The sequence below is a fragment of the Streptomyces sp. NPDC033845 genome (assembly GCF_055576225.1).
The window spans coordinates 55,937-73,857 of sequence record NZ_JBVIRI010000022.1 but is presented as its reverse complement, the minus strand read 5'-3'; the positions used below and the strand labels follow the sequence as shown (position 1 = coordinate 73,857).

Below are 17,921 nucleotides of genomic sequence, written 5' to 3'. Positions count from 1 at the left end.
GCCGGCCTTCGCCGGGCACCGCATCACGTGATGCGGTGGGGTCGCTGATAGCGGCGGCTGCCGGCCACAAGGCGCTGAGGAACGGCCGGGCGACCGCCCCAGACCTTCCGGCGGGCCGCCACCAGGCACTCCCCCGTGCAACTGCCGGCCTCAGCGAACTCCGGCCCCCGCCACGACGCGTGCAACCTATGGACAGAAAGACCTATTTGCATGGGTATTGAGCCCTATCGCGTACAGAACCCGGCAGCCGCCGAGCACCTCGACAGCGCCGCGGACCACCCCTACGGTGCCGCCGCCACCCCTGCCGGAGCGGCGCCTTCGGTGCACCAAATGACCGTCTGCGCGTCCAGCTCTGAGCGATTCTGCGCGTTGAGATCTCTTTCCGATCCCGTGTACCCGCAACACCGGTGCGCTGCGCTGTCCTGGATAGAGGCGCCCGCCTCCAGTACCGGAAGAGGGTCCGTACGGTGCTTGATCTCCCTAGGAGGACACGTGCAGCTGCACGCTGCGCTGCCGGTGGCCGCGAGCCCGCCACCGGTGCCACCCCCCGGCCCGGACCGGATGCGCCCGCCCGGCGGCGGGGACATAGCCGTCCGCGCCGTCGCGGGCCGGGACCTGGCCGTCGGCGGGGTGGGCCGGTGAACGAGGTGGGCACCGCCGAACACGGTGACCCCGCCGGCCTGGCCTCCGACGCCTACGGGCAGCGCCTGCCCTCCCCCCGGTCCGCGCAAGCGGACGGCGCGGGCGCGGGTCCGCCGCAGGCGTGGATGGCGCCCCCGGAAGCACCCGGGCACTGGACTCCGGAGCAGGAGGCGAAGTTCCGGCGCTTCCACCACGACGTCGCGGAGAAGTTCCTGCGGTATGCCGAGGGCAAGCTGCCGAGCCGGTTCGACGCGGAGGACGTCCTGCACACCACCTTCGAGGCGGTGGTGCGGAGGTGGCCGGAGGTCACCCAGATGAAGTCGCCGGCCGGGTACACGTTCAACACGCTGAAGCACCGGATCGCCGACTTCTACCGGCAGCGCGGCCGGGTCGCTCCACTGGAGGACGAGCGGCTGTTCGCCGAGATGGACCGGTACCCGGGCGGGGACCCGGGCACCGACCTGGTGGACCTGAGGGCCCTGGAAGCCGCGATCGCCAGCCTGCCCGAGCGGCAGCGCGAAGCGCTCGCCCTCGAAGCCGTCGGGCTGACCGTGGACGAGGCCGCCGCATGGATGGGGATCAAGGAGGAGTCAGCCCGGATGAATCTGAAACGGGCCCGGGCCCGGCTGAACCAGTGCCTGGGCCGGACGGCCGGACGGAGGCGGCGGCGATGAGCCAGACACAGCCGTCTCGGCCGGCGAACCCTGAACTGGAAGACCTGAACCCGTACGACGTCCCGGCCGCCTACGCCCGCCTGATGGCATCAGCCGCCCGGGCCCGCCCCGCGCCCGAAGCCCTCGCAGGATTCGAAGAGGCTGGCCGGCAGCTCGATGCGGTGTGCGCGGCCGTCATCCTGGACCCGCAGTCCAGCAGGGACATCGCCGTCCTGATGGCCGACCGCGGTCTGACGAGCGCGGGAGCGGTGGCCTTCGGCTGCCTCCTGCACCTGGCCGACGAGGAAGCCGCCGGATTCTGGTGGGAGTTCGCCGCCGGCGCCGAGGAGCCGGCAGCCGCGTTCCTGCTGATGCTCGACCACAAGCGGCGCGCTGAGCTCGAAGACGAGGCGCTGTGGCGCGACCGGCTCACGGCCGCCCTCACCACCTCCCCCTCCCCTCGCCCGGCAGGCCCCCGGTGGCAGGAGCTGCCGACCCTGCCAGAAGAGGTGCGAGACGGCCTGCGCAAGATCGCCGGATACGCCGAACGCCACGAACACGAAGAACTCGGCGACATCTGGCTTCCCACAGCCCGCCTGGTCAAAGCCCTGCTCACCCTGACCGACCCCGCCCACCTCGGCGACGCCGCACCACCCAGGGCACACCACCCCACCTTCCCGGCTCCGGCTCCGGCTCCAGCTCCAGCTCCAGCTCCGGCTCCGGCTCCGGCTCCGGCTCCGGCTCAGGAGAACGAGAGCCAGTCCTGGCCCTCCGGTGGGGTGGGGGACCCCGTCCCACCGGTCGCCAACGAGCCGGCCCCGCCGGCCGCCAGCTCGGGCGGTCCCGGGTCGGGCGGTCCCGGGTCGGGGAAGAGTCCCGGGTCGGCGGGATCCGGGCCGCCGGGTGCCGCATCGGATTGGACGTCCCTGGCGCATCCGGGGCGGCCGCGGACACCGTCCGCTCGGCCGGCGCGGCCGCCCGCCGGAGGCGGCGGGCACGCTCCGGCGGAGTGGGAGGACTCCCTGCGGGTCCTGGACGTCCTCCAGTTCGTACGCGAGTCCGGATTCGTCGACGTCGAGACCGTGGCCCGCACCGCCGGCATCACCCAGGCCGGAGCAGCCGGTCTGCTGGCCTGGCTGGACGCCAACAGCCTCACCCGACACCTGGGCAAGGACGTCCACGGCCCCGGAGCCCTGCTCGCGGAGATCTCCCGCGGCAACTCGGTACTGCAAGGCGTCCTGGACCAGCTCCGCGACGACACCGGCGCGGCGGTCTACCTCTCCACCTACACCGACGGGGAGATCGTCATCCCCCACCTCGCCTTCGGCCCCGACGCCCCGCAGGTCACCGTCACCGTCGACTTCAAGGAGACCCCGCACGCCAGCGCGGTGGGCAAGAGCCTGCTGTCCCAGCTCAACCCGGACCAGCGCGCCGACCTGCTCTCCCGGCACCAGCCCAAGCCCCTCACCCGCAGGACCATCACCGACACCGGCCACCTGATCGACACCATCGACCGGCACGGACCGCAGAGCGCCTACTTCGACGTCCTGGAATACAGCGACGCCGAGGTCTGCGCGGCGATCTCGCTGCCGCTGGCCGGCCAGGCCTGCTCCGTCGCCCTGTCCCTGCCCGTCGCCGCGCACCACCGGCTGATCGAGGCCGCACGCGCCCTCAGCGACCGCTCCACCGGTCTCCTCCTCGCCCTGGTACTGGCCACCAACCCGGTCGGCGCCCCCTCCTCGACACCCTCAGCCGAGGCTCCGCCGGGCCGGCTGTGGACCCCCTCACGCGGGCCTCGCCCGCCCGCTCTGACCCCGCACCTCGCCGACTCCGGACCCCGCCTGATCATCACCAGCCGCTGACCCGCGCAACCGCCCGGCCAACCGCAACCGCCCGGCCGGGCACCCAGCCCCCTACCCCGACCACACAAGGAACCCGGTGGACAAGCCCCACAACCCCTCCCTACCCGGCGAACCCTCCTCCGAGCCCCCCTCCCGCACCCAACTCCTCACCAACTGGCTGGTCCCCACCCTCCTCATCCTCGAAATCATCGGTCAAACAATGAAGATCTGGGGCAACTGGAACTGACCCACGAGACCATGTCGCCCCTCCCGGAGGCCCGCGGCCGGGAGGGCACCGCCCACCCAACGGGCCCCTCGCAAGAAGACAAAGGGGCGTCACCCAGACGTCCACGACCACGAACCGACGGCGCCACGCATGCGGATGCAGATCGGCGGCACAGTGCCGTCCAGGGCGACGAAGGCTCTTGGTAGCGTGCTGCGGTCATGGTCGACATCCCCTGGTTCGAGTACGACGAAGACGACCTGGACGTCGCGCAACGCGCGTTCGTGGACGCTCTCGCCGAACGAGCGGGCTCCTGGCCAGCGGAGCCGCTCGACACTGTCGTGCTGCCATCGACGAACACCTCCAACGGCCAGCTGATCGCCTATCTGGACATCGGTGACCCGCAACGCGACCGGGGAGTTCTGACAGTGGGCGCCCACTTCGTCGGCTCCGTGGTCCGTGGCGGCAAACTCCACAACCAGGACTTCACCATCCCGCAGACCCCGAGTGAGTTTGCCTTCGAAGCCGCGGGCGCACGTACAGAGCTGGCGAAAGGGACAGCAGAGTGGTTCGAGTCAGTCCTCGCGCGGCCCCTGATCCGCTGCGAATGGCATCACGCGGGAAGGGTGTACGCGGTCCGCTACGAGTACGCGGATACGGGACGGGGCCTCTGCGAGAGCTTCGAAACCCCTCTGGCACCCGACGCACTGCGGAAACGACTGGCCGAAGACGGCGTGATCCGGGGCCGAGGCCGGATCAACCGTGCCGGCCTGGGCCAACCAGACGTGATCGCACATGTCCGGGGCATCCGCCCCGATCAGTAGTTGCGGGACAACCCTCAGCTATCCACATGCGAATCTCAGGGCCGGCTCGACGTCGTCGCCGAGCTACTGAGCGGTGACCACCTCGACGGTGAACACGGTGCCGGCGGGCGCATGGACGGTGATGTGGACGGTCGGCGCCCGGCCTGGCCCGGGTTCGGTCTCCACAGCGCGCCGGCGCGGCGGCCGGGCCACGGACCGGTGCCGCAGGGTCACAGCCCAGGGCTGGTACCAGATGGCACCCAGCGCGTGGCCCGCGCTCAACACGGCCGAGAGGTTCCCGGCCCACTCCCAGGGCGTCGTCATGCAACTGCTCCCGCTCTACGAAGAACCTGCGCGTAGTGCGCTGGTACTTCAGATACGGAAGCGGGGGCCCTGTCATAAACAGCCGATCGGAATACTTCACAACCGACCACCCGTGACCGTTCGCGGCCATTCCTGCCCATGTTCTTGGAACCAGCTGACCACTGGCGGCCTGAGACCGGGTGGCGCCGAAGACCGGACCGGTCAGCCCAGCGGTGGTACCGGAGGGCGCCGGCCGGTCAGGTCGTGCACGTGGCCGAGGATCAAGGGGCGGAGGGGTCCGCCACGGCCCGGATCCGTGGACGTCAACGAGGGGTTCGGTCGATTCGGTGGGGTTCGATCACGACGCCGGGTGAGGAGGATCGGACGACGCTGGCGGCCGGAACGATCGTGCTGCCCATGCAGACGCCGGACGCGATGGCCGACTGCCTGCCTACGGCGATGCCGGGACCCAGAGTGATCATGCTGCCGGTCTGAGCGCGGTCGCCGATCAGCCCCCCGAACTGCGGTGTGGTGCACCGGTAGGGGGCCTCGCCGTCCTGGCCGTGCAGGACGATCTCCTTGACGGGGACGCGCATGTCGTAGTTCCACAGGCTGATCGCGGCGATGACCAAGTTGGCGGATAGGTGGACGTCGTTGCCGATGAGGGAGTGGCCGATGCCGACCTGGTGGCCCAGGACGGTGCTCTCGCCGATGTAGGAGTGGGTGACCTCGCAGCCGAAGCCGACCGAGGCGCCGGCCGCCAGGATCGAGCGCTTGCGGACGGTTGAGAACTCGTGGACGCGGGCGCGGGGGCCGATGATGACGTCGTCGCCGATGATCGCGGTGCGGTGGATCCGGGCGGTGGGGTGGATTCGGGCGGGCACCACTTGGAGGGCGTCGTCGTGGATGTGGTCCCAGTGGGCGAGGAAATCCGACAGTTCGAACTCGCTGATCTTGGCGTAGCCGGTGGCGTCCAGGCCGGACACCTTGGGGCCGTGGAGGTAGTCGCCGATGAGGATGGACTCGGGCACGGGGCTCGCTCCTGGTCGGTGGGTGCTTCAGGCGGCTTCGGTGGCCTCGCGGCGCAGGAAGTCGGGGAGGGCGGTGGGGGTGTTGTCGAGCCAGGCGACGTAGCGGGCCACGCCTTCGGCGACGGTGATGCGGGGCTCCCAGTCCAGGGCGGCGGTCATGCGGGCGATGCCGGCGGTCCCGCCCAGCGGGTCCCCTTCGGGCAGGGGGCGGTCCTGGAACTCGGCCTCGGGGTAGTGCCGGCGGATGAGGTGTGCGACGTCGGCGATGCAGGTGGCCTTGCCGGTGCCGATGTTGAGGGTCTGGCGGTCCGCGCCCGGGGCGAGCATGGCCTGGATGGTGGCGTCGGCGATGTCCTGGACGTGGACGAAGTCGCGGACCTGGCGGCCGCCGCCGTTCAGGTACAGGGGCAGACCGAGCTTGGCGCGCATCGCCATCCAGGCGATCACCCAGGAGTGTGATCCCTGCTTGACGGTCTGGGGCTCGCCGTAGACGGAGAAGTAGCGGACCGAGGTGTGGGGGACGTTGGCCTTGCCCAGGACCAGCGCGGTCTGGGCCTCTCCCCACGCCTTGGTGTTGGCGTAGACCGACAGCGGGGCCAGGGGCTGGTCCTCGTGCCAGGTCTGCACGTCGTGGCGCTTGGGGTCGCCGTTGCCGTAGACGGCCGCGGAGGAGACGAACACGAACCGGCGGACGCGGGCGTTGGCGCGGCTGACGGCGTCGAGGAGGACCTGGGTGCCGGTGACGTTGGTCTGGATCGCGGCCATGGGGTTGCGGGTGCAGGCGGCCACGTCGGCGACGGCGGCCGCGTGGATGACGTAGTCGGCTTCCCGGACGACGTGGTCCATCAAGGCCACGTCGGCGATGTCGCCCACGACGGTGTCGTGGTCGGTGGTGTGGACGCCGAAGAGGTCGGAGTAGACGGTGGCGGGGTAGGCGTCCAGCTTGCCCACGGCGATCACCCGGGCCCCGGCGGTGCGGAGGCGGGCGGTGATGCGGGAGCCGACCAGTCCGCCTCCCCCGGTGACCACCACGGTGGAGCCGGCGAGGGCTGCGGACAGGTCGGTGTCGTTCAACGGCACGGGGAATCTCCTCGGACTCAGCGACAGGGGGGGTGGGGGGTGGCGGGGAGGTTTGCGACCGGGCCGGCCCGCGGGGCCGACTCCCCGCCACCCGGCAGGCGCCCGGAGCCCCGGGCGTCGTGATGAACAGTGAACTCTCCAGCACGGAAAGTGAGTACGGTGGGGGCGGGGGCAACCCGTTCAACCCGTTCAAGATCCGTTCGCAAGGGGGCCGACATTGGCAGGGGACCGGGTACCGAACAGCGCGTTAGCGGACGTGATCGCCGAGTCCGGGGTCACCTACTACGCGCTGGCCAGGGAGATCCGCTCGGTGGCGGCCGAGGCCGGCCAGCGGCTGGCTACCGGGCCCTCCGCCGTCGCCTACTGGGTCGCCGGAGGCATTCCCTCCGGCCGGACGCCGTTCTACCTCGCCGAGGCTCTGACCCGGCGGACCAGGCGGCGGGTGACGGTCGCCGAAATCGGTCTAGGCTGCGAGGACGGCGAGGCCCTGGGAGCCGATCCCCTGGCCGTCATCGCCGATCTGGGGAGATCCGTCATGCAACGTCGCCGCGACTTCCTCGGCGCCGCGTTCACCGCCGCCGCCGTCGGGCTGCCGCTGGCCTATGACCACGAGGCGGTCGCCGCGACCCTCCGCGCGGCCGAGACCGGCGCCGGCATCGGCACGACCGAGGTGGATACGGTCCGGCAGCTGACCGAGATGTTCCGCAGCGCGGACGAACGCCTGGGCGGCGGCCACGACCTGACCACGGTCACCGCCTACCTCACCGACACCGTCGCCCCCATGCTGACCGCCCGCTTCCCCACCAGCGCGGTCCGGACCGAGGCCTTCGGCGCGGCCGCCCAGCTGGCCTGCCTGGTCGGCTGGAAACACCACGACCTCGGCCGGGAAGGCGCGGCCCAGCGCTACTACCTGCTGGGCTACCAGCTGGCCTGCGAGGCCGACCCGAACGGGCACGCCGCGTGGATGATGCGGGCCATGACGCACCAGGCCCTGGACCTGGGCCACCCCGCCTCCTGCCCCGAGCTGGCCGAAGCCGCCCTCTGCCGGGCGGCAGGGAAAGTCGACCGGCAGACCGAGGCCCTGCTGCTGGTGACCTGCGCCCGCGCCTACGGGGCCGGCGGGCACAGCGGCAAGGCCGCGCGGGCGCTGCTGGCCGCCGAGGACGCCGTCGCCGACACCCGGGACCCGGTCCCCGCCTACGCGGCGGCCTCCGGTCCGGTGGCGGCCACCGTCGCCTCGCACATGGGCAAGACACTGACCGCGATGCGCGACCACGGTGCGGCGGAGCGGCACTACCGGCGGTCGCTGGCGGGCCGGGCGCCGGGTACCTACCTCCTCAAGCACGGGTTGACCATGGCCAACCTGGGCCGGTCGGTGGCCGGGCAGCACCGGCACGAAGAAGCCGTGGGCCTGTGGACCAGGTCCCTGGACTTCGTGGGCGCGGTGGTCTCCGACCGCAACCGCCAGGCCGTCCGGGAGATCCACGCCGCCGCCGCCCGCTACGGCCGACGCGGCGTGACGGGCGCGAGCGGCCTGCACCAGCGCGCGAGCGAACTGCTGAAGAGCTGAAAGGGAACGGACAGCCGTATGCCGAAGATCGGGGTTGTGGTCCTCACCATGGGCGACCGGCCCAACGAACTGGGGGCCCTGCTGGCCTCGGTGGCCGCGCAGGAAGGAGATCCCGCGACCGTCGTGGTCCTGGGCCAGGGCATCAAGCTGCCGCCCCTCCCGGACGCAGTGGTGGGGGTAGAGCTCCCGGAGAACCTGGGGATCCCCGGCGGCCGCAACGCCGGGGTGCGCTGGCTCCGTGAGCAGGGGGGTATCGATGTCCTCGTGGTCCTGGACGACGACGGCCTGCTGCCGCGCACCGACACCTTCCAACTGGTCCGTGAAGCGTTCGCCACAAGCCCCCGCCTGGGCGTCGCGGGCTTCCGGATCGCGGACGAGACCGGGGCCAGCCAGCGCCGGCACGTCCCCCGCCTGGGCGGCAAGAACCCGACGGAGTCCGGACCGGTGACCACCTTCCTCGGCGGCGGACACGCCATCCGCATGAGCGTCATCGACGAAGTCGGCGACTTCCCCGCCCCGTTCTTCTACGCCCACGAGGAGACCGACTTCGCCTGGCGGGCCCTGGACGCCGGCTGGGACATCGACTACCGGGCCGACATGGTCCTCCAGCACCCCCGCACCGAGGCGTCCCGGCACGCGGTCTACTACCGCAACACCGGACGCAACCGGGTCTGGCTCGCCAAACGCCACCTCCCCGCCGTCCTGGTCCCGCTCTACCTCGCCACCTGGGCCGCCTACACCACCGCCCAACGGCCCCCGCTGTCCGGACTGACCGCCTGGTGGGCCGGCTTCTACGAAGGCCTACGCGTACCCTGCCCACCACGACAGCCCATGCGCTGGCGGACCGTGTGGAAGATGACCAAACTAGGCCGGCCCCCAATCATCTGACACCAGACCTCCCTACCCGACGAACCCAGGGGGGACCGGTCAGGTATCGCCGGCGCCGGGCACAGTAGCTGCGGCGCCAGCCGCCACGGCGGCCAGGACCTGTTCGTGAAGACTGGCCAGGCCGGAGCCGGGCAGCGCGGTGGGGCTACCGGTGAGGGTGTACCACTCCTCGGCGCCCGCGTACTGCACGCTCACCGCGGCGGTGCCGTCGCCGAGGTCGCTGGTGGCCACGGTCAGGTCTCCGGTGATCACGCCGACCTCGTCGGTCATCACCCCGCCCGGGCCGGCCTTCACGAACCCCACCAACCGCACCCCCTCCCCCTCCGAGGAAGGGCCAGGGCCCGGCCCCGGAAGAGCGGGAGCCGGGCCGGCGGAAGGATGGGGGCGTGGGGTGTGGTCGGAGGTCATGAGGTGCAGGTGCCCAGCATTTCGGTGAGCTTGCCCTTCTCGGCGGTGGTGACGGTCAGCTGGTAGTGGGACTTCACGTTGGTCCAGGCCGTGGCGTAGGTGCACCAGTAGGCCTTCGCCGGGGGTGTCCACTCCTCCGGTCCCTGGTTTCCCTTGGCCCGGTTGGTCTTCGCGGTGACCGCCAACAGTTGGGGGCGGAAGAGGTCGTTGGCGAACTCCTTGCGCTTCTGCGCCGTCCAGGCATCGGCCCCTGAGCGCCAGCCGTTGGCCAAGGGGACCATGTGGTCGATGTCCAACTTCGCCGCATCCGTGACCTCGACACCGTCGTAAGGCGAGGTCCAGAGGCCGGACACCGCCCGGCACTCCTCATCCCGCTTCACCTCCTTGCCCGTCCGTTCCAGGACGAGTTCGCGGGTGTCGCAGGAGTCACCCTGCCCGGCCCAGTGCGTGAACTTCGCGCGGCTGTAGCCGGTCATCGGCTTCTGCTCGGCCACCGTCAGCCCGGCCAGCTGGGTCTTCGCGGCGGCCGCGGTGGACAGGCCCGGCAAGGCCTGGACCGCGGCCGGGACCCCGGGTCCGCCGGCCGGCGCGGACGGCCCGCCCGAAGACGGCTTCCCTTCACTCACAGGGCTCTGGAGCGGCGGCCGGTCCGAGGTGGTCGGCTCCGGCGAGCAGCCCGCCACTGTAACCATCAGCGAAGCAGCCGTCAGCACGGCCGTGTAGAAGTACCTCTGACGCATCGCAACCCACCCCGAACCTGGCATCCGAACCATCCGTCCGGACCCTACCCGCACTCCTCGATCCCGATACGGCACCGGCTCTTCTGCGCGACCGGGCAGACCTCGGGGAGCACCGGGCTCTTCTCGTCGTTACGGGGCGGGGGTGAACTCCACGTCCGTGCCGCCGCAGCCGGCCGCGATGTCCAGCAGCCGGTCCCGCTCCAGCTCGTCGACCGCCAGACCCCAGCGGAGCTTGGTCGCGGTCCACTCGGCGCCGTACCGGCACAGCACCTCCGCCGAGGACGACGGCGGCAGCCAGTCGGCCGGGTCCTGATCGGCCTTCTGCCGGTTCGACCGCGCGGTCACCGCCACCAGGCTGGCCGCCTGGCCCTGGTCGTTCGCGTACGCCTCCCGGCGGGCCGCCGTCCACGCACTCGCCCCGGAGTCCCAGGCCTCCGCGAGCGGCACCATGTGGTCGATGTCCAGCGCCCCGGCCGGCGTCACCTCCCGCTCGTCGTAGTACGACCACCACGTTCCCCCGGTCAGGGTGCAGCCCGGCCCGATCTCCGGATAGACCACCGCCTCGGCCAGCAGCACCTCGGCGCGGGTGTTGCAGCCATCAGCCAGCTGCTCACCGGCGTTCCAGTGCCTGAAGGAGGTCCGCTGGTACCCGGTCCGGTCCTCCACCGCGAGCTGGAGAGCGGAGACCGCCACCCCGATCGGCACGATCGTCGGCACCGCGGCCGCCGGCTTCCCCACCGTCGGCGGAATGTCGGCCGCGGTGGCGGTGGTCGCGGGCAGGGACAAGGCAAGAGCAGCAAAGGCCGCAACCGCGACCCGCATCATGATCATCATGGGAGGGTTGTACTGGCCCACCACCCGCCAGCGACAGGGCACCGGCGGGCTCTTCACCCGGGAGTGGCAGCAGGTTCACCGCAGAATCGGCACTGCACCTCCCCCTCCGGACAGCATCTGCCGCTACCGAGCGCCGCCCTGCCATGGGAAGCTGCCGGCGATGATCACTCTTGGTCGTCCCCGAGGTGGCGGGCGAATCGCTCCTGGGCCGACTGGCGGGTGCAGCCCAGGGACGAGCCGATGGCCTCCCAGGTCACCAGGCCGGCCCGTGCCGTGCGGACGGTGTCCAGGGCGAGATGCGGGAGAAGATCCTGCAGGAAGGCGACCGCGCGCAGGGCCGCGAGCGGCTGGTCGGGGGCGAGTTCGGTGATGCGGGCCTTGAGGACGGTGATCATCCGGTCGACGTCGGCCGGGACGGCGCCTTCGACGGTGGTGACGTGGAACTCCCAGTCCGCGTAAGGGCCGGTGCGCCGGCCGTGGCCATCGGTCTCCTCGGGGTCCGCGAACACCACCGGGTGGACGTCGCTGCCACGCCATCCGCAAGCGCAGACCGGGCGGACACCGGCCGCGCGCTCGGACACCGTGCCGTCGCTGTCCCACCAGGCGGTGCTGCCCTCCAGAGCGGCCACCGGGGGCGCGTCACAACCGTTCGCCAGGACCGCCACCACGGAGCCCTCGTGCCTACCGCTCTCGTCAGCCCAGCCCATGCCAACCCCTCCCCTCATTCAGATGTCAGGTATTCCTGACACCCCCTCACCATGTCATGAAGTCCTGACAGGAGGAGGGGATTCGAGAACATCCCCTGCTTGGTGGGTGAGGGAGTCGAAGGCGCCCGGGTGTCCGCTCCGAGTGCGCTGGTGGAGCTTGGAGGGTTCGGCAGTGCGGGTTCAGGCAAGACGGCCGCCGGGCGGGACGGCCGGCCAGCCGAACGTCGCGGACAGGGGGTACGGACCTGTCTCGACCCTGTCGAGGGTCATCCGATGGGTACGTTGGTCGTGGAAGAAATGGAAGGTGCGGGCGTCGGCCGGGGCTGGGATGTTCCAGCGGGGGAATCGGGGCCGGTAGCCCTTCTCCCCGCGGGCCCATACCTCCACGGCCAGCTCGGGGACGAGGCCGCTCCCGCGGAAGTCGGCGGCGCACTCGCAGGCGGCGATCCGGTCGGTCTCGCGGCGCCGGGTCCTGCAGGAGCGGGCCCTGACCGGGTGGCCGTCCGAGCTGACGATGAAGGCGCGGATCGCCCACATCGGGTATGGCGGCAGCGGTTGCGGCGCCTCCGGTACGGGCCTGCGGAAGGCTAGGGAGCGGATGGTGCCTTCAAGGGCAACCAGTTCGGTGAGCCACTGGGGCTCTGTCACTAAGACTTCTGGATCGCTCCCCATCAGGCCGGGACGGGGGTGGACCGGCCTGATGGGGCGCTCGCCGATCCTGTCGGCGTCGATCGCGGAGACGGCGGCTGCACGGAGACGGACGGCGCCCCGGGGGCGGATGAGGTCCCCGTGTGCGGTGACCACCGTGGTCGAGCCGGGCCGCGGCGTGGACGAGTCGGTGTCGGTCGGCGGCGGCATGGGTCTCCTGGGGCTCGGCGCGGGGTGGGTGGCGGGGTAGTGGTCGGTTGCCGCTTGGGTGGCGGAGCCGGTGGCGGGGTGTGGGTGGGTGTTCAGGGGGTGGGGCCGGTCAGGGAGAGGGCGGTGAAGACCCGGTCGGGGGTGAGGTCCCAGCGGGTGGAGGTCGTCCAGCCGTGCCGGATCTCCTCGATCAGGCTGCTGGGGTAGCCGCGGCGTAGGCCGGCGGGTTGGTGTTCCCAGGTCTGGACGACGAGGTACAGCGTGCCGGTGCGCGGGCGTAGCCAGGAGCGTGCTCGGGCGAGGAAGTCGCGGGGGTCGAGGTAGGGCAGGGTGAGGCGGCAGGAGACCACGTCGATCGTGTTGGGGGCGAGTTCGGGGGGTGGGGGCTGGGTGGCGAAGTCGTGGATGTGGAAGGTGAGGTGGGGGAGGTGGGACCAGAGGTTTCGGGCATGGGTGATGGCGGTGGGTGACCAGTCGTAGCCGGTGGTGCGGAGTCCTTGGGAGGCGATGGCGGCGCTCATGTGGCCCCAGCCGCTGCCGATGTCGATGGCGGTGTGTTCCCGGCCGGACAGGACGTGGCGGCGGAACTGGCTGAGTTCCCAGGCGGTGAGGGGCAGGTGTTCGTGGGGTTCGGGGCGGCTGTAGAAGCGGTCCCAGGCGGCTTGTTTGCGTCGGGCGTCCTCCGGGTCGGCGGGGATGCGCCGCGGTTCCCTCGTCAGGGTGGTCATGGGCTGCCTCCTGGTGGGTCCGGTTGATGGGGCCTGTTGCGGTGCGAGCGAGGGCGCGCTGGCGGATGGCGTGTGGGCGTCGGGGTCGATGGCGTGCTCTGGTTATTCGGCGAAGGCGTGCTCGACCATCCCCGTCGGCGTGAACTCTTCGTGGTCGACGGCTTCGAGGGCGTGGCGAAGGCGGGCCGGGTCGAGGAAGGGTTCCGCCCGGTCCTCGTGGGGGCGGCTGAGCCAGGCGGCCGCGTAGGCGCCGTGCTGGCCGGCCGGGATCAGCAGTTCGGTACCGCGGGACAGCACGCGCACGCCCTCCAGTGCGGCAAGCGGGGTCCCGGTGCCGTAGGAGATGTAGGCGATGAGCTCGTGCCGGGCGTGGTCGGCGATGACGGTGTAGCCGCCGTCCAGCGGGACGGCCAGGGCGTCCAGCGCGTGGAGGCCCCGGGTCAGGGGGGTGATGGCGACGGCGTCCCAGGAGTGGCCGCAGGCCGCCCACGCGGTGCGGCCGGCGCTGTAGCCGCCCAGGACCTGGGGAGGGGGATCGAGGAGGGCGGCCCATGTGCGGGCCCTGTTCATGGAGTTGGCCATGACCGGACGGTAGGGGGAGTACAACCGTAGGTAGACACGCAGTGTGCGTGCCTGCCCCTCCATCGTCGGGAGACGTGCATGGACAGCCGCCGTATCGGAGCGAACATCGCGTGCTGGCGGGGCCGGCGCCGGCTGACGCAGACGGCGTTCGGGGCGCTGATGGGCAAGAGCAAGCGCTGGGTCCAGGACCTCGAAGCCGGCTCGCGGCAGGCCGACCCCCGTCTGTCCGTCCTGGAGACCGCCGCCCGCGTCCTGAGCGTTCCCCTTGCCGTGCTCCTGGCCGAGACCACCGGGGAGCCCGACGACCACACCGGTGAGATGGAAGCGCTCCGCGCCGTCCTGCACCGGCACGACATCGTGACCGGCAGCCCGATCCCTACCGGCGCCGCCCCGCTCGACGTGGAGACCCTGCGCCGTTCCGTCCAGCACGCCTGGCAGCTCTTCCAGTCGAGCGCCGCCTTCACCAGCCTCGGCCACCGCATGCCCACCCTCCTCACCGACGCCACCCACGCCGCCGCCCTCCACGAAGGCGACGACCGCCTCGCCGCCTACCGGGCCCTGTCCATGGCCCTCCAGCTCACCGAGGCCCTCGCCATCAAGGCCGGCGCCCCCGACATCGCCTCGCTGGCCGCCCACCAAGCGGTCCTGGCCGCCGAACGCTCCGCCGACCCCGTGATCCAGGCCTCCGCCGCCCGCCACCTCGCCGACGCCCTCACCGCCGACGGCCAGCCCCACGCCGCCGCGTCCTTCGCCGAATCCGCGGCAGGCCGCCTCACACCCCACCTCATCCGACGCGGACCCGCGGGCCTGTCCACCCTCGGCATGCTCTACCTCAAAGCCGCCATGGCCCAGGCCACCGCCGCCACCGGGCCCGACCGCCGCGCCCCCGCCGCGGCCCGCACGGTGACCGCCCTCCTCGACCAGGCCGACGAACACGCCGGACAACTCCCCGCCGACGCCGACGGCAACGCCCTCTTCACCGCCTTCAGCACCACGAACGTCTCCCTCTACCGCCTCGCCGCCCACGTCAAGCTCTACGAAGGCGCAGCCGGAGCCGCCGTCGCCGAAGCCATCACCGCAGACCAGCGCGCCGCCCTGCCCCGCGAACGCCGCGCCCACCTCCTCACCGACCTCGCCCACGCCTACAGCCAGGCCGGCTCCCGCCAGCAGGCCGTCGACACCCTGCTGGCCGCCGAACGCGAGGCCCCCGAGGAAGTCATCGGCCGCCCCCGCACCCACCAACTCGTCGAAGACCTCCGCCTGCTGGGCACCGGCACCGCGGAGGGACGCTTGCGCGCGCTCGCCCAGCGCTGTGGACTGTCCGGGTGACCCGAACCCTGTACGTCATCTCCTGCGCCGCACCGCCCGCACGCCACGTCACCACCGGCATCACCGCCGCCCAGGCCCGCGGGTGGGACGTCGCCCTCGTCCTGTCTCCCGCAGCCCACCGATGGTCCGTCGAGGAAGCCGGCGGCGAGAGCGAACTCGACGCCTGGCGCGCGCTGACCGGGCACCCGGTCCGCCACGCCTACAAGCTCCCCTCCCAGTCCGACGTCCTTCCCGACCCCGACGCCCTCCTCGTCGCCCCCGTCACCTTGAACACCACCACGAAGTGGGCCGCCGGCCACGCCGACACCCTCGCCCTCGGCCTCATCACCGAAGCCCTGGGAATGCCCGACCGCCCCGTCGTCGCCCTCCCCTACATCAACGCCGCCCAGGCCCAGCACCCCGCCCTCGCCCCCGCCATCGCGACACTCCGCGGCGCCGGGGTCCACTACCTCCTCGACGACGGCACCGGCACCGGATTCCGTCCCCACCAGCCCAAGCACGGCAACGTCGACACCTACCCCTGGACCCTGGCCCTCGACGTCCTCGACAAAGCCCACCCCGCCTGATCACACGGACATGCCTGGGGCCCCTGGGATGCCGCCCGGGTGCCCCGCGTGCCCGGGACGCACGGGGCCCGGCGGGTGGACCGGTCAGTCCCGGACCGCGTAGTCCAAGCTCTCTTGACCACGCACCGGATCGTCCTCCAGATATGCGTAACCGCCCTCCCCCGCGCGCCGCCGCACGTCCGCGTACACCCGCACCTCGACCTGCTCCTCGCCGGGTGTTCGCCGCAGCCGGCACGGTCCGCTGGACAGGAACAGCTGCGAGATGAGCTGAGCCGCCTCGATCGCGGCCTCTTCCTTGCCCTGGATATCGACAGTGATGAGTCCTTCGTCATCATTCATGCCTGCCGAACCCGGCAGGAGGCTCGACGGTTCCGGCCTCCACCCGGTTCCACCCCAACGAGTACCCGCGCCGCCGGCCCCAGGACCGCCTCACCGACAAGCCCTCCAGCCTGTCAAGGGGGAGGTGCAACACCGCGTAACCGCCGCCCTCAGTGGAAGTTGACGTGCTGATGTGAACCGCACGCCCGGCGCGGCCGGTGTCAGGGAGGTTCACCTTCGGAAGGGGAAGTTGTGGGGCGCATCAAGCCAGGACGGGGACCACGAGCCAGCGAGGCGACGAAGCGGGCACGAAGGACGGGGGGAGAGAACGGGATCACCGCGGTCTACCCCTACGTTCGCGGCGGGCACACCTTCTTCGGTTCCATCGACGCCCGCGCGTACGGACCGGGAATCCAGTTCTTCGCCGCTCCGGTGGACTACGCCTCCTGGCAGGCGGAGGAGTTCTGGCTGCGGTTGCTGCCGGCGGGCCGGGACGGGGCGGAAGGGCCGGCCGATCGCCTCGCCCGCCTGCTGGCCACCTCCACCTCAGGGGAGATCTGCACCTTCGAGAACCGCTCCATCGCCTACGCGGCAACTCCGGAGAACGGGATGGGCGCCCTCTTCGAGGTGGACCACGACCGTATGGCCCAGGCCGGTCAGGACCTGGTGGGGCCATTGGAGGACCTCGGAATCGCCTACCGCGCCCGGTACCCGATGGAGTCCTGGGCGCAGTTCGGGCGGGCCCTGCAAGATCAGGTCCTGCCTCTGGTCGACCCGTACGAGGCGCCCCCGGAACGGGTCATGGACTTCCATCCCTGTTCAGCGTGCCGCCGGCCGGTCTTCGAGAGCTGTCCTTCGTTCATGGTGCCCCTGGCCGGAGAGTCGAAGGTCGCCATGGTGTGCCCGGGGTGTGCGGACGGGTCCTTGCTGCGGGCCTGCAAGGAGCTGGAGGCAGAGGGCATGCCGCCAGTGGACCCCAAGATCCTGGACCTGCTGGAACGGGTGAACTACGCCGTGACCGCGTAGGAGGCCCGGCTCGGCGACCCGGCGGGCGACCGCGTGGACCGTCTTCGGGGCCAGGGCACGCACACTGCGTGCCCGCCAGGGCCTGCACCGGTCATACGGTCGCGCACATGACCGACACCGAGCACGCTCTGCCCGCCCTCACCATCCCGGCCGGCGCCCTCCTCCAGCCGCAGATCCTGGAAGGGCCGTCCTTCGGCCAGGACCTCGTCCGAACCCTCCACCAGGCCAGCAGCATCGTTGGCGGGCTCGCCTTCGCCGACGGCACCGACAGCTCCAGCGACGTCGAGGTGTCCGCCTTCGGCGCCATCGTCTGCACCGGTGACAGCCCCGCAGATGCCCTGCAGGCCGCCGCCACGGTGGCCCGGCAGGCACCTGGCCTGGAGATCCACTCCCTGGCCTGGGCCCGCGTCGACGGGCCCCGCGAGGACACCTTCGAGTACAAGGTCACGATGACCGTCACCGCTCCCGACCCGGTAACCGGGGAGCACGGCGGGAGCACTCACCACGCCGAGCGAAGCCGACGCTGACCGGGCGCGGGAGAGGGGGGTGGGGGCCCAGCCATCGTCGGCTGGGCCCCCACCCCCCTCTCCTGTGCCAGCCGCGGTCGGCGTGCCGATCGGAGGTGAGGTTCCGTCTACGCCACAGTGGGCGGATGCGCCGCCGGACCCTGCCCCTGCTCCTGGCCGCCCTGCTGACGCTGTCCGGGTGCGTCTCCGTCACTCCGGCCGACAGCAAGCCGCCCGCTGTGAGCAGAGCCACGGTCCCGGCACAGGGCGTGTCAGACCCACGCG

Annotated in this window: 22 protein-coding genes; 11 read left to right on the top strand and 11 right to left on the bottom strand. The window is 71.7% G+C overall.

Going from position 1 to position 17,921, the window contains the following annotated elements; translation table 11 throughout:
- Window positions 1-492: 492 nt before the first annotated feature.
- The 5 genes from ACZ50K_RS31890 to ACZ50K_RS31870 all read left to right on the top strand — a co-directional run bounded on the left by ACZ50K_RS31890 (window position 493) and on the right by ACZ50K_RS31870 (window position 4,183).
- A complete protein-coding gene (locus ACZ50K_RS31890) occupies window positions 493-642 on the top strand; it encodes a hypothetical protein (protein ID WP_468909521.1) in 150 nt (49 codons plus the stop codon).
- Window positions 639-1,316, top strand: a complete 678-nt coding sequence (locus ACZ50K_RS31885; protein WP_468909518.1) for an RNA polymerase sigma factor — start codon at window positions 639-641, stop codon at window positions 1,314-1,316. The genes ACZ50K_RS31890 and ACZ50K_RS31885 overlap by 4 nt, the downstream gene beginning before the upstream one ends.
- Window positions 1,313-3,157 (top strand): IclR family transcriptional regulator domain-containing protein, encoded by a 1,845-nt coding sequence (locus tag ACZ50K_RS31880; RefSeq protein ID WP_468909515.1) that lies wholly within the window; start codon window positions 1,313-1,315, stop codon window positions 3,155-3,157. Before ACZ50K_RS31885 ends, ACZ50K_RS31880 begins: the two co-directional genes overlap by 4 nt.
- Window positions 3,158-3,233: 76 nt before the next feature.
- Window positions 3,234-3,383 carry a hypothetical protein gene (locus ACZ50K_RS31875; protein ID WP_468909513.1) on the top strand — a complete coding sequence of 50 codons (150 nt, stop codon included), beginning with the start codon at window positions 3,234-3,236 and terminating at the stop codon, window positions 3,381-3,383.
- 197 nt (window positions 3,384-3,580) lie between these two features.
- The gene (locus tag ACZ50K_RS31870; RefSeq protein WP_468909511.1) at window positions 3,581-4,183 is read left to right on the top strand and encodes a hypothetical protein; all 603 of its coding nucleotides are present in this window, start codon (window positions 3,581-3,583) and stop codon (window positions 4,181-4,183) included.
- A gap of 63 nt (window positions 4,184-4,246) precedes the next feature.
- Here ACZ50K_RS31870 and ACZ50K_RS31865 read toward each other — a convergent pair whose 3' ends face one another.
- The 3 genes from ACZ50K_RS31865 to ACZ50K_RS31855 all read right to left on the bottom strand — a co-directional run bounded on the left by ACZ50K_RS31865 (window position 4,247) and on the right by ACZ50K_RS31855 (window position 6,576).
- The gene (locus tag ACZ50K_RS31865; RefSeq protein ID WP_468909508.1) at window positions 4,247-4,486 is read right to left on the bottom strand and encodes a hypothetical protein; all 240 of its coding nucleotides are present in this window, start codon (window positions 4,484-4,486) and stop codon (window positions 4,247-4,249) included.
- Between the two features lie 302 nt (window positions 4,487-4,788).
- Entirely contained in the window at window positions 4,789-5,496 is a 708-nt protein-coding gene (locus ACZ50K_RS31860; protein ID WP_468909506.1) for an LbetaH domain-containing protein, read from the bottom strand.
- Window positions 5,497-5,523: 27 nt separating this feature from the next.
- A complete protein-coding gene (locus ACZ50K_RS31855) occupies window positions 5,524-6,576 on the bottom strand; it encodes an NAD-dependent epimerase/dehydratase family protein (protein WP_468909503.1) in 1,053 nt (350 codons plus the stop codon).
- A gap of 217 nt (window positions 6,577-6,793) precedes the next feature.
- Here ACZ50K_RS31855 and ACZ50K_RS31850 point away from each other — a divergent pair, with 217 nt between their 5' ends.
- Window positions 6,794-8,146 (top strand): tetratricopeptide repeat protein, encoded by a 1,353-nt coding sequence (locus ACZ50K_RS31850; protein ID WP_468909501.1) that lies wholly within the window; start codon window positions 6,794-6,796, stop codon window positions 8,144-8,146.
- An 18-nt stretch (window positions 8,147-8,164) separates the two neighbouring features.
- The gene (locus ACZ50K_RS31845) at window positions 8,165-9,034 is read left to right on the top strand and encodes a glycosyltransferase family 2 protein (RefSeq protein WP_468909499.1); all 870 of its coding nucleotides are present in this window, start codon (window positions 8,165-8,167) and stop codon (window positions 9,032-9,034) included.
- A 39-nt stretch (window positions 9,035-9,073) separates the two neighbouring features.
- On the opposite strand, the gene ACZ50K_RS31840 is transcribed toward ACZ50K_RS31845, so the two are convergent.
- The 7 genes from ACZ50K_RS31840 to ACZ50K_RS31810 all read right to left on the bottom strand — a co-directional run bounded on the left by ACZ50K_RS31840 (window position 9,074) and on the right by ACZ50K_RS31810 (window position 13,891).
- On the bottom strand, window positions 9,074-9,340 hold the full coding sequence (locus tag ACZ50K_RS31840) for a hypothetical protein (protein WP_468909496.1): 267 nt from the start codon (window positions 9,338-9,340) through the stop codon (window positions 9,074-9,076).
- Between the two features lie 98 nt (window positions 9,341-9,438).
- Window positions 9,439-10,182, bottom strand: a complete 744-nt coding sequence (locus tag ACZ50K_RS31835) for an HNH endonuclease family protein (RefSeq protein ID WP_468909494.1) — start codon at window positions 10,180-10,182, stop codon at window positions 9,439-9,441.
- A gap of 129 nt (window positions 10,183-10,311) precedes the next feature.
- Complete coding sequence (locus tag ACZ50K_RS31830) at window positions 10,312-11,007, bottom strand: HNH endonuclease family protein (protein ID WP_468909594.1); 696 nt, start codon at window positions 11,005-11,007, stop codon at window positions 10,312-10,314.
- 173 nt (window positions 11,008-11,180) lie between these two features.
- Complete coding sequence (locus tag ACZ50K_RS31825) at window positions 11,181-11,723, bottom strand: hypothetical protein (protein WP_468909491.1); 543 nt, start codon at window positions 11,721-11,723, stop codon at window positions 11,181-11,183.
- Between the two features lie 180 nt (window positions 11,724-11,903).
- Complete coding sequence (locus tag ACZ50K_RS31820) at window positions 11,904-12,371, bottom strand: hypothetical protein (protein WP_468909489.1); 468 nt, start codon at window positions 12,369-12,371, stop codon at window positions 11,904-11,906.
- 302 nt (window positions 12,372-12,673) lie between these two features.
- Entirely contained in the window at window positions 12,674-13,309 is a 636-nt protein-coding gene (locus tag ACZ50K_RS31815; protein ID WP_468909487.1) for a class I SAM-dependent methyltransferase, read from the bottom strand.
- A 102-nt stretch (window positions 13,310-13,411) separates the two neighbouring features.
- Complete coding sequence (locus ACZ50K_RS31810; protein WP_468909485.1) at window positions 13,412-13,891, bottom strand: hypothetical protein; 480 nt, start codon at window positions 13,889-13,891, stop codon at window positions 13,412-13,414.
- Between the two features lie 78 nt (window positions 13,892-13,969).
- Here ACZ50K_RS31810 and ACZ50K_RS31805 point away from each other — a divergent pair, with 78 nt between their 5' ends.
- Both ACZ50K_RS31805 and ACZ50K_RS31800 read left to right on the top strand, forming a co-directional pair.
- Window positions 13,970-15,220, top strand: a complete 1,251-nt coding sequence (locus ACZ50K_RS31805; protein WP_468909482.1) for a helix-turn-helix domain-containing protein — start codon at window positions 13,970-13,972, stop codon at window positions 15,218-15,220.
- Window positions 15,217-15,786 carry a flavoprotein gene (locus ACZ50K_RS31800; protein WP_468909480.1) on the top strand — a complete coding sequence of 190 codons (570 nt, stop codon included), beginning with the start codon at window positions 15,217-15,219 and terminating at the stop codon, window positions 15,784-15,786. The genes ACZ50K_RS31805 and ACZ50K_RS31800 overlap by 4 nt, the downstream gene beginning before the upstream one ends.
- Window positions 15,787-15,870: 84 nt before the next feature.
- On the opposite strand, the gene ACZ50K_RS31795 is transcribed toward ACZ50K_RS31800, so the two are convergent.
- Window positions 15,871-16,125 (bottom strand): DUF6207 family protein, encoded by a 255-nt coding sequence (locus tag ACZ50K_RS31795; RefSeq protein WP_468909477.1) that lies wholly within the window; start codon window positions 16,123-16,125, stop codon window positions 15,871-15,873.
- 231 nt (window positions 16,126-16,356) lie between these two features.
- On the opposite strand from ACZ50K_RS31795, the gene ACZ50K_RS31790 reads away from it, so the two are divergent.
- Window positions 16,357-17,130: a hypothetical protein gene (locus ACZ50K_RS31790; protein WP_468909474.1), complete on the top strand. Its 774-nt coding sequence runs from the start codon at window positions 16,357-16,359 to the stop codon at window positions 17,128-17,130.
- Window positions 17,131-17,237: 107 nt separating this feature from the next.
- A complete protein-coding gene (locus ACZ50K_RS31785) occupies window positions 17,238-17,657 on the top strand; it encodes a hypothetical protein (protein WP_468909472.1) in 420 nt (139 codons plus the stop codon).
- Window positions 17,658-17,921: the final 264 nt, after the last annotated feature.